Genomic DNA, 13,599 nt, shown 5'->3' with positions numbered 1-13,599 from the left:
TTCATGTCAGCGGGCGGACGAACGCCATAAGCGGAGCGCCACCGCGAGGATCACGATCATGAAGCTTGCCTCCAGCACCCGCTGGGCGGCGCCGTGCCAGGGGAAATCGGGGGCGATAAGAAGAAGGCTCAACGCTGCGACCACAGCGCAGATCATGACCAGCGGGAACAGCCGCAACCAGCCGTCCAGACTGCGCAGGCCAAGCGCCAACAAGAACAGGCCGAGCACGCCGCTGAGATAGCCGAGGCCGCCGAACAGGTCGTGCAGTTGCTGGGCCACGCTGGGGTCGCTGCGCGCACACTCGAAGTCACACGGATAGACGCCCGCTCCGAGCAGGCCTGCTCCATTGGCGGCCAGAAGGATAAGGCCCGCCGCGCGCAAACCAGTGAAGGGCAGGGCTTTGAGACACAGCAGCCAGAAAGCGATCAGCAGCACGCTGGTGGCGATGAACAGCGTACTGATCAGCGGCCCGTCAGGCGCACCGGTCGCGCCCATTTCGCTGATGTGCTGGCCGAGAGAATTGTACCCGGGATAGCCGAAGGGACCGACGACGATCACCCCCGCCATAACCGCCACATAGGCGAACCCCAGCATTGCGGTCAGACGGTTCATCGCTGTGTCTCCGGCGTCTCTAGCGGCACGCCAGACCCATGATACGGCAAAGCTGGCGGCTTGCCAGCTTCCGGCCCATGGCCTACCCCTCGCGCCCGGAATCATACGGAGACATGTCATGACCGCAGGACCCCTTCTGGCCCTTCTTTTCCCCGGTCAGGGCAGCCAGAGCGTGGGCATGGGCGCGCAGCTGGCCGACGCCTTTCCCGCCGCGCGCGAGGTGTTTCAGGAAGTGGACGACGCCCTGGGCCAGAAGCTCAGCATGATCATGCGCGAGGGGCCTGAGGATCAGCTGACCCTGACCGAAAACGCCCAGCCGGCGCTGATGGCCGTGTCGCTGGCGGTGATCCGGGCGCTGAAGGTGGAGTTCGGGGTGGACGTGTCGCGCGCCGCGTTCGTGGCGGGTCATTCGCTGGGTGAGTACTCGGCCCTGGCGGCGGCGGGCGCCCTGTCGGTGGCGGACACCGCGCGCCTGCTGAAGCTGCGCGGCCAGTCGATGCAGAAGGCCGTGCCGGTGGGCAAGGGCGCCATGGCCTCGCTGATCGGGCCGAAGTCCGACCTGGCCCTGGCCGAGGAGGCGGCGAAGGCCGGTTCGGCGCTGGGCGTCTGCGTCGTGGCCAATGACAACAACAACGGTAATGTGGTGATTTCCGGCGAGAAGGCCGCCGTGGATCGGGCCATCGAGAAGGCCAAGGAGCTGGGCGCGCGCGCCATTCCGCTGAACGTCTCGGCGCCGTTCCACTGCCCCCTGATGCAGCCGGCGGCCCAGGCCATGGCCGACGCCCTGGCCGACGCGAAGATCGTGGCGCCGGTCGTGCCGGTGGTCGCCAACGTCACCGCCAGCCCCGAGACAGATCCGGAAGTCATCCGCCGCCTTCTGGTGGAGCAGGTCACCGGCCGCGTGCGCTGGCGCGAATCCATGGAATGGATGGCTGGTGAAGGCGGCGTGCAGCGATTCGCCGAGGTCGGTTCGGGCAAGGTCCTGACCGGCATGGCCAAGCGCATCGCCCCGGACGCCGAAAGCGTCGCTCTGAACGGCCCGGAAGAGCTGGAAGCGTTCGCCAGGTCGCTGTGACGGGGCTCAGCCGATGAGGGCGAGCCACTCGTCCTCGGTCAGCACCGTCACGCCGTGCTTCTCAGCGTCCTTGAGCTTTGAACCCGCGCCGGGGCCCGCGACCACGTAGTCGGTTTTCTTCGACACGGAGCCGGACACCTTGGCCCCGAGGCTTTCCGCGCGGGCCTTGGCCTCGTCGCGGGTGAAGCGCTCCAGCGAGCCGGTGAAGACGACGGTCTTGCCGGACACGGGAGAGTTCTGGACCGGCCGTTCGACGGCTTCAATCGCTGTCAGCTCGGTTTCCAGCGCCGCGACCACGGCGAGGTTGTGCGGCTCATGGAAGAAGCGTGCCAGTTCGCGAGCGGCCACGGGGCCGACGCCGGAAACGCCCGCGATCTGGTTGAGGATCTCGGAGGGACCTTCCTCACGCGCCACGCGGGCCCATTGGACAATGGCGGGCCAGTCGGCGGCCAGTTCGGCGAGGCCGCGCCGGGCGGGCGCCGCCATGCCGGGGAAGGCGAGGGCGATCTTCTGGTCCAGCGGCGCGTCGGGCCATGGATCCTCGGCCGGCGGCCGCGCCTCGGCCATCAGGATCAGCACGCGGGGCGATACGGCGTGGGTTTCGGACAGGCGGGTCCAGGCCTCGCTGGGCACGCCCTTGGCGGCGGCCAGGCAGGCGGCCTTGAGCGCGTCCCAGGTCTCGTAGGCGCGGGCCAGAACCAGCGAGGTCTGCTCGCCGATATCGCGGATGCCCAGTCCGAACAGGAAGCGGTCCAGGGCGATGGTGCGGCGGGCGTCGATGCCGGCGACCAGATTGGCCACGCTGGTTTCGCCGTAGCCGTCTTCCTCGCGCAGCACGTCCAGCTTTTCGGCGTCGCGGGCGAGGCGGAAGATGTCGGCGGGCTCGTTGATCCAGCCGCGAGCGTGGAAGGCCGTGAGCTGTTTTTCCCCAAGACCTTCAATGTCGAAGGCGCGGCGGCTGACAAAATGCTTGAGGCGCTCGATGATCTGGGCCTCGCACACCAACCCGCCGGTGCAGCGCCGCTTGACCTCGTCGCCCTCGCGCACGGCTTCGGAACCGCAGACAGGGCAGTGGTCCGGAAAATCGAAAGCTTTCGCGGTTTTGGGCCGTTTTTCTGAGACGACGCCGAGGATCTGCGGGATGACGTCGCCGGCCCGCTGCAGGATCACCGTGTCGCCGATGCGCACGTCCAGCCGGGCGATCTCGTCCTCGTTGTGAAGGGTGGCGTTGCGCACCACCACGCCGCCGACGGTGACGGGGTGCAGACGGGCCACGGGGGTCAGGGAGCCGGTGCGGCCAACCTGGATGTCGATGGCCTCCAGCACCGTGGTGGCCTGCTGCGCCGGGAACTTGTGGGCGACGGCCCAGCGGGGACTGCGGGCGACGAAGCCGAGGCGCTTCTGCCAGTCCAGCCGGTCGACCTTGTAGACCACGCCGTCGATGTCATAGCCGAGGGTGGCGCGGTCGGTCTCCAGACTGCGATACAGCGCCATGAGTTCTTCGGCGCCCTCGACCCGCTTGGAGCGGTCGTTGACGCGGAAGCCCCAGGCCTTGAGCTTTTGCAGGGCGTCCCACTGGGTCTCGGCGAAGTCGGCGGAGAACTCGCCCCAGGCGTAGGCGAAGAAGTGCAGGGGGCGCTGGGCCGTGATGGCCGGGTCCTTCTGGCGCAAAGAGCCGGCGGCGAAATTGCGGGGGTTGGCGTAGGTGCGCTTTCCGTCCGCCTCGGCGGCGGCGTTGAAGGCGTCGAAGGCCTCGGTGGGGGCGTAAACTTCGCCGCGGATCTCGATTCGGTCGGGCCAGCCGGAGCCGGCCAAGCGCTGTGGAATCTCGGCGATGGTGCGCAGATTGGCGGTGACATCCTCGCCGGTTCGGCCGTCGCCGCGCGTTGCGCCGGTGACCAGTTCGCCGTCCACATAGAGCAGGCTGGCGGACAGGCCGTCGATCTTCGGCTCGGCGGTGAAGGCCACCACCTCGTCGCCGGGCAGCTTCAGGAATCGGGCCACGCGGGCGGCGAACTCGCGCACCTCGCCCTCGTCAAAGGCGTTATCCAGCGACAGCATGGGCGCGCCGTGACGCACCGGCGCGAACTGGGTCGAGGCCGGAGCGCCGACGCGCAGGGACGGCGAATCCGCGCTGACCAGATGGGGGAAGCGGGCCTCGATGGCGGCGTTGCGGGCCTTGAGCGCGTCATAGTCGGCGTCGCTGATCTCCGGCGCGTCCTGGCCGTGATACAGCAGGTCGTGGTGGGCGATGGCCTCGGCCAGGCGCTGCAGCTCGCCCGCCGCCTCGGCTTCGGTCAGGTTTTCGACGGAGGTGTCAGGCATCGGGGATTCGTCCGCTGATTGAGCCGCAATCTAGGGCCCTTGCCGGGCGGCGTCATCGGTCGAGGCTGAATGACAGTTCGTTTAGCTGACGACGCGTCCGCGAACCGCTAGAGCGGATGGAAACCTTACGGAGTTCCCGATGCGCCTTACTGTCCTTTCGGCCGCCGTCGCCGCCCTGATCCTGGCGTCTTGCGAGACCGCCGCGCCTCCGGCTGGCGGGGACGCCGCCACGACCGTCGAGGCGCCCGCCATTCCGGCGGCGTCGCGGCAACTGCTGGAGGACCTGCGCATCCTGTCCCACGACGATATGGAGGGGCGCGACACCGGCTCGCCCGGCGGTCAGCGGGCGCGCGAGTACATCGTCGCTCGGCTGGAGGCGCTGGGCGTCGAGGCGCCGCTGACCGGGCGCCTGCAGGAATGGAGCGCGCCGAACCGCAGCCGCATCGGGGCGGTCAGCTATGACGGGGTGAACGTGGTGGGCCTGATCCGCGGGACTGCGCGGCCGGACCGCTACATCGTGGTCACGGCGCACTATGACCACATGGGCACCTACGAGGGGCGGCTGTACAACGGCGCCGACGACAACGCTTCGGGCGTGGCGTCCATGCTGGAGCTGGCCGCGCGACTGAAGGCCGAGGCGCCGGCCCACTCGGTGCTGTTCGTGGCGCTGGACGGGGAGGAGCGGGGCCTCATCGGGGCCGACCAGTTCATCCAGCGCCCGCCGGTGCCGCTGGAGTCCATCGCCCTGAACGTCAATCTGGACATGACCGCGCGGGTGGACGACGGCTATCTGTGGGCCACCGGGACCTGGCAGTATCCGCAGCTGCGCCCGATGCTGGAGCCCATCCAGCCGGTGGGCAGCGTGCGGCTGGTCATGGGCAAGGATACGCCCAGCGACACGGGCGCGGACAACTGGGTCAACAGCTCGGACCACGCCGTGTTTCATCGGGAGCGCATTCCGTTCGTCTATTTCGGCGTGGACTTCCATCCCGACTATCACGAGCCGACCGACGACTATGAACGGGTCGAGCCGGCCCGCTTCATCGCCGCCACCGAGCTGATCGTTCAGGGCTTCCGCGCCATGGACCAGGGTCTGGCGCGGTAGACGACGGCGGCGAGGGGTGCTTCCTTTCCTTACGCGTCAAGCGAGGGGGACTGTCATGCGCAAATGGATCATCGTCGGGGCTGCGGCCCTGGCTGTCGCCGCCTGTGAACGGCAGACGGCCGAGCCGCCCGTGGAAGCGGAGCCGGTCGAAGCTGAGGCGCCGGAGGCGTCTGAATGGCTCAGCGGCTTCAGCCACGAGATTAGCCAGGATGTCTCGGGCTATTACATGCCGGCGACCCCCGTTCAGGTCGGGAGCTGGCGTCTTCGTAACATCAGCGTGCTGCTGGAAAGCGACATGGACGCCTGGGAGGGCGGCGAGCGCAGCGATGCCTATGGCCCGATCATGGTCGAGTTCGACAATTTGGCCAGCCCGACAGGCGTGAACGAATTGGGGCAGGAGTACTATTCCGAAACCGCGCGGGTTCTTCCCGAGGCCTATGAGATCACCGACACGGGTGTGCGGTTCCAGGGCCGGTCGCCGGAGGTGGGCATCATCACGCTGGAGGCGGAACTGGACGGCGACGCGCTGGGGCTGGCCCGTCGCAACCTCGGCGCCAGCGAGGGGCCGGTGCTCACCGGAACCCTGACTGTCGGCGAGCGCGTGTTCGAAGGCCAGCAGTTCCGCTGGTGGATGGGCGACTGACGGGTTTTAAACGAGGGGCGGCTCCGCGGCATTTGCATTCCTGACCTCGATTTCACTTGGGGTCGGGCGCCCATTCACGCGATAATGCCTTTCACACAGGAGGTAACCTTCATGATCACCTGGATCATCATCGGCGTCATCGTCGTCGTTCTGCTGTTTCTCGTCGTCGGCGCCTACAACAAGCTGGTGGCGCTGGATCAGGGCGCGGATCAGGCGTTCGCCGACATCGACGTGCAACTGCGTCAGCGTCAGGATCTGATCCCCAATCTAGTGGAGGCCGTGAAGGGCTACGCGGGCCATGAGCGCGGCACGCTGGAGGCCGTCACCCAGGCCCGCGCCGCCGCCCAGGGCGCCGGCAGCGTCAACGAGAAGGTCCAGGCCGAGAACATGCTGACCGCCGCCCTCGGGCGTCTGTTCGCGGTGGCCGAGGCCTATCCGGACCTGAAGGCCAACACCAACTTCCTGCAGCTGCAGAACGAGCTGTCGGACATCGAGAACAAGCTGGCCGCCGCCCGCCGGTTCTTCAACAACGCCGTGGCCGAGTTCAACGCCGTGCGTCGCCAGTTCCCGACCGTGCTGTTCGCCGCCGTGGTGGGCTTCGGCTCGGACAAGCCCTTCTTCGATCTCGGCGAGGCGGATCGCGCGGCCATGAACGCCGCCCCGCCGCAGGTGAAGTTCTAAGGGATCATGGCCGCTTTTTACGGTCAGGCCGTCGGGCTCAAGACCCACATCTGGGCCAACAACACCCGCTCGATCCTGCTGCTGGCCGGGTTCCCGGTGCTGCTGGTGGTGATCCTGTACGGGCTGCAGCTGGTGCTGATGGGGTTCGGGGTCATCCCCAACTCGGGCGGAACCCTCGGCGACGACATGGCCCTGGCCGGCTCGATGCTGGGCTGGACCGTGCCGACGGCTCTGATCGTCGCCGCCGTCTGGTTCGCCATCTCCTATTTCGGCAGCCAGGCCATGATCGACGCCATGACCGGCGCCAGGAAGGTGGAGCGGCGCGATGAGCCCGAGCTCTACAACCTGCTGGAAAACCTCTCCATCTCGCGAGGCATGCGCACCCCAACCCTGCGCATCATCGAGCGGCAGGAACTGAACGCCTACGCCTCGGGCCTGCACGAAGGGCGCTATTCCGTCACCGTCACGCGCGGCCTGATGGGCGCCCTGGACCGGGACGAGATGGAAGCGGTGCTGGCCCACGAACTGACCCACGTCATCAACAAGGACGTGCGCACCATGGTGATCGCCTCGATCTTCGCCGGCATCATCAGCGTCATGGCCGAGCTGGTGTTCCGGGGCCTGTTCTTCTCGCGCGGCGGGCGTGGCGGCAACAACAAGAACGCCGGGCCGCTGATCCTGATCGGCCTGGCTATCGCCGTGATCGGCTTCGTGCTGGCGGCGGTCATCCGCATGATGCTGTCGCGCACCCGCGAATATGTGGCCGACGCGGGCGCGGCCGAGCTGACCAAGAACCCCGACGCCATGATCTCGGCCCTGCGCAAGGTGTCGGGTCAGTCGAAGCTGGAAGCGCCTGACGAACTGCGCGGCATGTTCCTGGACAATCAGGAGAAGGGCGCCGGCTTCGCAGGCCTGTTCGCCACGCACCCTCCGATCGAGAAACGCATCGACGCCCTAGTGCGGTTCGCGGGCGGGCGGGATCTGCCGCCCGTTGAGGCTCGCGGCGCCCCGACCACCGCAGTGCCCCCGACCTAACGCGCGGTGGAGCCGCGGATCAGCGCCGAGCGCTCGTCAGCGGTAAGCACGCGCCATTTCCCTTCGGGAAGATCGCCGAGCGCCAGCGGACCGATGCGGATGCGGTGCAGGTCGGTGACGCGTAGTTCCACAAGATCGCACATGCGCCGGATCTGGCGGTTTCGCCCTTCGGTCAGGATGAAGCGCATCGTCTGACCCTGCACAACGGTGACGCGGGCGGGCTTCAGCTGGCGGTCGTCCAGCTCGAGGCCGTGACGCAGCAGGCTAAGCTTGCGTTCAGTGATGGGCCCCCGGACCGTGACCAGATACTCCTTGTCCAGCTCGGACTGCGGGCCGATCACGGCCTTTGCCACGACGCCGTCAGTGGACAGCAGCAGCAGGCCCCGTGAATCCTCGTCCAGTCGTCCGATGGGGGGCAGGGAAGCGTCCTTCGCCGGGGTCTGGCCCGCACCAATGCGGTTGGCGCCGGTCAGCAGCCGCACCGCCGGGATTTTGCCGGGCTCCGGCTGGCCCGAGACGTAGCCGACGGGCTTGTGCAGGACGATCGTGACGCCAGACGCCAGTTCCGCCTCGGCGGCGTCGCTGAGAATCAGGGTTTGCCCCGGCTGGATCTTGCGGCCCGCGTCGGTGACCACCTCGCCGTCGATGCGCACCAGCCCCTGGCCGATGAGGCCTTCGGCTTCTCGGCGCGAACAGACGCCGGTCTGGCCCAGCCACTTGTTGATGCGGACGGGTTCGTCGCCGTCATAGGTGCGGGTGAAGGCCATGGTCGATCCGTGGTGAAGGAGGCTTCTTTTGGCGAGGCGCACGCCTCACGGCAAGGCTGAGCGGTTGACCCGAAGGGCCGAAGACCTATATCAGAAGGCATCCACATGACGGATTGTCTTGTCCCGCCCCGCGCCTGACGCGGCGGCGGTTCACGCCGTCATTTTCGTGTCTTTGACACGAAAGCGTGAGGAAATGGACGGCGTCGTGCTGTCCGTCGACTTGAGATCAACCTTTCAGGAGAAGCATGAACGCTCAACGCAACGCCGGTAAATCTGGAAAACCCCGCGGCGGATTTCGTCGCACGCCCATTCGCGCCCGTGTGGGCCTGGCCATGCGCCGCTCGATGAACTTCGGCCCCTTGGGCGATGTCGAGCAGATGATGCAGTACGAAGGCCTGTCCATGGCGCCGATCTCCACCGGAGACGCCAGCCTGTCGGTCGGCGGTGTGACCGTCCTGCCGACGGCCCAGATGAGCGACATCGAGCAAGGCTCTGTCGCCGGTCTGGTCATCCCGGGCGGCGCGCCGGACCCGGCGGCCGAGGAGAAGGTCGCCAAGATGATCACCACGGCGCGCGCGAACGGCATGACGGTTCTGGCGTTCGGTGAAGGTGTGCTTCAGGCGGCGAGGGCCATGGACATTGATCCGGCCAGCCTGGCGGAAGCGCCCGGCGCGGTGATCGACAGCGAGGGCGCGACCCCGCTGATGACGCGCGAGCAACTGGCTCTGGTCGCCCAGACCCTGGGTTAAGCCTTTGGGCTAGGCCTTGCGCAGCAGCAGGCTCAGGTTGTTGGCCGGCATCTCGACCCGCAGGGTCAGACGCAGGCCGTGATCGCGAGCCAGCGCTGAGACGTCTTCTAGAGCCCGCAATCCCCACTCGGGGTTGCGGGCTTTCAGATTCTGGTCGAATTCCGCGTTGGACGGCGCCAGCGGGACGTCGGCCTCGCGCCAGGGACCATACAGATAAAGCAGGCCTCCGGGGACCAGCACCTGCGCCGCGCCGCGTATCAGGCCATCGGTCGCGGCCCACGGGCTGATGTGCGCCATGTTGATGCAGACCACGGCGTGGAATGGTCCCTCCGGCCATATGGCCGGGTCGGCGGCGTCGAGGGCCAGCGGGGGCTTTAGATTCTCCGGGCCCGCCGTTTTCCGCCAGGCGGCGATACTGGTGCGGGCGTCCTGCGACGGGTCGCTGGGCGACCAGTCCAGACCGGACAAGGCGCGGGCGAAGGCGAGTGCGTGTTCGCCACTGCCCGAAGCGATTTCCAGCACACGGCCGCGCGCGGGCAGGTGCGCCCTCAGCACATTCAGGATGGGCTCCACGTTGCGGCTCGCGGCCGGTGAGGACGCGGCGCCGTCGGGCAGGGCGGTGATGGAATCCATGGTCTGCATGGTTACTCATTAGCCGCCGACGCGCCCTCCCGCGAACGGAAAAGCCCTGTTTGTCGCCTAACCGCGCCGCCCGGGGGTGGATTCTTGCGCCGGTTGACGCCGCGTCAGAAGGGGTGTTTCTGCCAGCATGTAACACGGCGTGATCGTCGTGAGGCCATGGCGGCGACAGATCGCCGGGCCTGGGAATGCTCAGGGAGACGTGCGTTGAACACCGAGATGATTCCGGGGCTGGACGCCGCCCCGACGCAGCACCGTGGCTTGATTCAATGGGTGACCGAGATCGCCGCCCTGACTCGCCCCGACCGGGTCCACTGGTGCGACGGTTCGCAGGCCGAGGCCGACGCGATCGCCGCCGATCTGGTGGCGCGCGGCACCTTGCGCCCGCTGAATCCCGAGACCCGGCCCGGTTGCTATTACGCCGCCTCGGACCCCAAGGACGTGGCGCGGGTCGAAAGCCGCACCTTCATCTGTTCACAGGACCAGGCCGACGCGGGGCCCACCAACAATTGGTCCGATCCGACTCAGATGCGCGAGCGGCTGAACGGCCTGTTCGACGGCTGCATGGCGGGCCGCACAATGTACGTTGTCCCGTTCTGCATGGGGCCGCTGGGCTCGAAGATCAGCGCCCTGGGCGTGGAGATCACCGATAGCGGCTATGTGGCCCTGTCCATGCGGATCATGACGCGCATGGGTCAGGCCGCTCTGGATCAGCTGGGCGAGGATGGAGTCTTCGTACCGGCCGTTCATACGCTTGGCGCGCCGCTCGCCACGGGTCAGGCGGATGTGCCCTGGCCCTGTAACGACGAAAAGTGGATCGTCCATTTCCCCGAGACGCGGGAAATCTGGTCTTACGGCTCCGGCTATGGCGGCAACGCCCTTCTGGGCAAGAAATGCTACGCCCTGCGCATCGCCTCGGTCATGGCCCGCGACGAAGGCTGGTTGGCCGAGCACATGCTGATCCTGAAGCTGACCGATCCCAAGGGGCGAGTGCACTACGTCGCCGCCGCCTTCCCCAGCGCCTGCGGCAAGACCAATCTGGCCATGCTGCAGCCGACGCTTGACGGCTGGAAGGCCGAGACGGTGGGCGACGACATCGCCTGGATGCGCTTCGGCGACGATGGGCGGTTGTATGCGGTGAACCCTGAGGCGGGCTTCTTCGGCGTGGCGCCGGGCACCAGCCGCAACACCAACCAGAACGCTCTGGCCACCCTGACGAAGAACACCGTCTTCACTAATGTGGCCCTGACCGCCGACAACGACGTGTGGTGGGAAGGTCTGACGAAGGACGCGCCCGAGGGGCTTACCGACTGGAAGGGGCGCCCCTACGACCCCGCGTCTGGCGAACCGGCGGCGCACCCCAATTCGCGCTTTGCGGCCCCCGCCGAGCAGTGCCCGACGATTGCGCCCGAGTGGGAAGACCCGGCGGGCGTGCCCATCAGCGCCATCCTTTTCGGCGGGCGCCGGGCCAGCGCCGTGCCGCTGGTGACCGAGGCCTTCGACTGGGAGCACGGCGTGTTCATGGGCTCCACCGTGGCGTCCGAGGGCACGGCGGCGGCGGAGAACCGGGTCGGCGAGCTGCGCCGCGATCCCTTCGCCATGCTGCCGTTCTGCGGCTACAACATGGGTGACTATTTCGCCCACTGGCTGGAGCTGGGCGAGAAGGCCGACGCGGCGAAGCTGCCGCGCATCTTCTTCGTCAACTGGTTTCGCAAGGATCAGGACGGCCGCTTCATCTGGCCGGGCTTCGGCGACAACGTGCGGGTGCTGAAGTGGATCACCCAGCGCCTTGAGGATGAGGCCGAGGCGATCGATACCCCGGTGGGCCGGGTGCCCACGGCGGAGGCGCTGGATCTGGACGGGGTCGACCTGACCGAGGCGCAGCTGGACACGCTGCTGGATGTGGATCCCGAGGTCTGGAGCGAGGAAGCGGCCCTGATTCCGGGTTTCTTCGAGCAGTTCGGCGACCGCCTGCCCAAGGCGCTGTGGAAACAGCACGAGGCGCTGACCAAGCGACTGGATCGTGCCCGGGCGGCGCGAATGGCGGCCGAATAGCTTGAAAAAGGACGCGCGCCGGTCGATGACGGCGCGTGTCTTCCTCCAGCGAAATCCTGATCATCGGCGCAGGCGTCCTGGGCCTGGCGACGGCGGTTGAACTGACCGTTCGCGGGCGGCGCGTGACCGTGGTCGATCCCGGTGGCGACAACGCTTCGTCCGTGGCGGCGGGCATGATCGCGCCGGCCCTGGAATGCGCGCTGGAGAATGTCACTCGAGAGCGAGCCGAACTGCTGCGCGAGGCGCGCGACCTGTGGCCTGAGTTCGCGGAACGGATCGGCGTCACCCTGTCGGCCGAGGGTTCGGAATGGTGCGGGCCGGACGCCGCCTCCGTAGGCGAACGGCTGCTCAACCTCGGATTTGCAGCCTGGGTGGAGGGCGGCGTGACGTCCACGCCCGACGACTGGCGCGTTGAGGCGGCGCCGGCGATGGCGGCCCTCAGGGCATGGTCCGGTTTGAATATCGTCATGGACCGCGCGGTCGAACTGATCCCCGACGGCGCGCGTTGGCAGGCGCGGCTTCAGTCCGGCGACGTCGTCAGCGCACGATCCGTGGTCCTGGCCACCGGACCGGAGGCGGCGATCCCCGGTCTGACGCCCGAGGCGGTCCGCATCATCGACCTGATCCGGCCCATCCGGGGGCAGCTGGAACAGATTTACGGCCTTCAGATCGAGCGTATGCGGCGTGGTCCTGGCGCCTATGTCGCCCCCATGACCGACGGCGTTCTGGTTGGGGCCAGCATGGATTTCGACCGCCGGGACCTGGCGCCGGATTCAGTGCAGGCCAAGCGCATGATTGAGGCGGCCGGACGGTTCTTCGATCTGACGTCCGTGGGCGTGCGGCGGACCCGGGTGGGCGTGCGCGGCGCCTCTCCGGACGGCCTGCCCATGGCGGGGGCGCTGGGGGAGGGGCTGTTAGCCGCCCTGGCGCCGCGCCGCAATGGCTGGCTGCTGGCGCCGGCGGTGGCGCAGACAGTGGCCGGCGCCATTGCGGGCGAACCGAAGGCGGCCTTTGCGGCCGCCTTCGATCCACTGCGTTTCTAGTTCAGCTGGAAGGTCAGGGGGATGGTGACCACGGCGCCTTCCACCGCCTGTCCGTCCACGGTGCGGGGGCTGAGGCGGAAATGCCGCGACAGCTGCATGGCCGCCCGGCCGAAGCCCTGTCCGCCCGGGGTCTCCGACATCACCGAACAGCCGGTCAGGCTGCCCCGCGCCGTGACGGAGCATTGGAGTGTGGCCGCGCCTTCAGTCCCGTCACGCGCCGCGCGGTCGGGATAGGCGCGTCCCATCTGATCCGGCGTGGGCCGTGCGATCCATCTCGGATTGTTGATGACCGGCGGCCCCGGAGGCGTCGGATCCGCCTGTGTCTCGGCCGGAGGGTTGGGTGTCGGCGCGATGACGATGGGGTTGAAGTCACTGGTGAACGGCGTGTCCAGCGGCGGTATCGGCAGGATTTCCGTCGGGTGTACGGGGCTGGGCGCGGGCCGGTGGATGGCCGTGGGCGGCGGCGGCGTTTCGGCAGTCTGGGGCTCGGGAGGGCGGGGCCGCTGCATGATCTCTATGACAGTGGTCGGCGGCTCCGGCCTGGCTTCCGGCGCGCGCAGCTCGAACCTTTGCTGGTACAGCCACACTCCGGCCGCGCCGTGCACCAGCAGCGAGGCGCCGACCGCCAACCAGACCCAGCGCGGCACCGGTCTCTTGCGGTTGTTGAAATCCAGCGGATGAACCGAACCGGGTCCGCCTGCGAGCTTCATCATCATGGCCGTCCACTCCCTTGTTTTTCGGGAGCCTGATCGGCTGAAGCGGAACCGTCTGCGATTTCGCCGAGGCCGTGGGCAGGCTCTCGTTTCCAGGTCAGACCATCGGAAAACCGGGGTCCGACGAACAGAGTGTCGCGCCTGGGTTGTGGCGACT

13 protein-coding genes are annotated in these 13,599 nt (G+C 67.9%); 8 read left to right on the top strand and 5 right to left on the bottom strand.

Annotation, left to right across the window (positions count from 1 at the left end):
- Positions 1-6 precede the first annotated feature (6 nt).
- The gene (locus ACI8U3_RS05805; RefSeq protein ID WP_415013913.1) at positions 7-612 is read right to left on the bottom strand and encodes a DUF998 domain-containing protein; all 606 of its coding nucleotides are present in this window, start codon (positions 610-612) and stop codon (positions 7-9) included.
- Positions 613-730: 118 nt separating this feature from the next.
- On the opposite strand from ACI8U3_RS05805, the gene fabD reads away from it, so the two are divergent.
- The gene (fabD, locus tag ACI8U3_RS05800) at positions 731-1,687 is read left to right on the top strand and encodes an ACP S-malonyltransferase (RefSeq protein WP_415013912.1); all 957 of its coding nucleotides are present in this window, start codon (positions 731-733) and stop codon (positions 1,685-1,687) included.
- Positions 1,688-1,693: 6 nt separating this feature from the next.
- Here fabD and ligA read toward each other — a convergent pair whose 3' ends face one another.
- Positions 1,694-4,012, bottom strand: coding sequence for an NAD-dependent DNA ligase LigA (ligA, locus tag ACI8U3_RS05795; RefSeq protein ID WP_415013911.1), 2,319 nt, complete (start codon positions 4,010-4,012; stop codon positions 1,694-1,696).
- 139 nt (positions 4,013-4,151) lie between these two features.
- Here ligA and ACI8U3_RS05790 point away from each other — a divergent pair, with 139 nt between their 5' ends.
- The 4 genes from ACI8U3_RS05790 to ACI8U3_RS05775 all read left to right on the top strand — a co-directional run bounded on the left by ACI8U3_RS05790 (position 4,152) and on the right by ACI8U3_RS05775 (position 7,476).
- The gene (locus tag ACI8U3_RS05790) at positions 4,152-5,117 is read left to right on the top strand and encodes a M28 family peptidase (protein WP_415013910.1); all 966 of its coding nucleotides are present in this window, start codon (positions 4,152-4,154) and stop codon (positions 5,115-5,117) included.
- Between the two features lie 55 nt (positions 5,118-5,172).
- A complete protein-coding gene (locus ACI8U3_RS05785) occupies positions 5,173-5,760 on the top strand; it encodes a hypothetical protein (protein WP_415013909.1) in 588 nt (195 codons plus the stop codon).
- A gap of 111 nt (positions 5,761-5,871) precedes the next feature.
- Positions 5,872-6,441, top strand: a complete 570-nt coding sequence (locus ACI8U3_RS05780) for a LemA family protein (protein ID WP_415013908.1) — start codon at positions 5,872-5,874, stop codon at positions 6,439-6,441.
- A gap of 6 nt (positions 6,442-6,447) precedes the next feature.
- The gene (locus ACI8U3_RS05775; protein WP_415013907.1) at positions 6,448-7,476 is read left to right on the top strand and encodes a M48 family metallopeptidase; all 1,029 of its coding nucleotides are present in this window, start codon (positions 6,448-6,450) and stop codon (positions 7,474-7,476) included.
- Here ACI8U3_RS05775 and ACI8U3_RS05770 read toward each other — a convergent pair.
- A complete protein-coding gene (locus ACI8U3_RS05770; RefSeq protein WP_415013906.1) occupies positions 7,473-8,243 on the bottom strand; it encodes a pseudouridine synthase in 771 nt (256 codons plus the stop codon). The genes ACI8U3_RS05775 and ACI8U3_RS05770 overlap by 4 nt on opposite strands.
- A gap of 245 nt (positions 8,244-8,488) precedes the next feature.
- Here ACI8U3_RS05770 and ACI8U3_RS05765 point away from each other — a divergent pair, with 245 nt between their 5' ends.
- Entirely contained in the window at positions 8,489-8,992 is a 504-nt protein-coding gene (locus tag ACI8U3_RS05765; RefSeq protein WP_415013905.1) for a hypothetical protein, read from the top strand.
- Between the two features lie 9 nt (positions 8,993-9,001).
- Here ACI8U3_RS05765 and ACI8U3_RS05760 read toward each other — a convergent pair whose 3' ends face one another.
- Positions 9,002-9,634, bottom strand: a complete 633-nt coding sequence (locus tag ACI8U3_RS05760) for a DUF938 domain-containing protein (RefSeq protein ID WP_415013904.1) — start codon at positions 9,632-9,634, stop codon at positions 9,002-9,004.
- Between the two features lie 216 nt (positions 9,635-9,850).
- Here ACI8U3_RS05760 and ACI8U3_RS05755 point away from each other — a divergent pair, with 216 nt between their 5' ends.
- A complete protein-coding gene (locus ACI8U3_RS05755; protein ID WP_415014053.1) occupies positions 9,851-11,686 on the top strand; it encodes a phosphoenolpyruvate carboxykinase (GTP) in 1,836 nt (611 codons plus the stop codon).
- Between the two features lie 35 nt (positions 11,687-11,721).
- Entirely contained in the window at positions 11,722-12,729 is a 1,008-nt protein-coding gene (locus ACI8U3_RS05750; protein WP_415013903.1) for an NAD(P)/FAD-dependent oxidoreductase, read from the top strand.
- On the opposite strand, the gene ACI8U3_RS05745 is transcribed toward ACI8U3_RS05750, so the two are convergent.
- Positions 12,726-13,445 (bottom strand): TonB family protein, encoded by a 720-nt coding sequence (locus tag ACI8U3_RS05745; RefSeq protein WP_415013902.1) that lies wholly within the window; start codon positions 13,443-13,445, stop codon positions 12,726-12,728. The genes ACI8U3_RS05750 and ACI8U3_RS05745 overlap by 4 nt on opposite strands.
- Positions 13,446-13,599: the final 154 nt, after the last annotated feature.

The sequence above is a fragment of the Brevundimonas sp. genome, from assembly GCF_047617075.1.
Lineage (GTDB): Bacteria > Pseudomonadota > Alphaproteobacteria > Caulobacterales > Caulobacteraceae > Brevundimonas.
The sequence above is the reverse complement of the archived record's forward strand: the minus strand, read 5'-3'. Positions and strand labels throughout refer to the sequence as shown.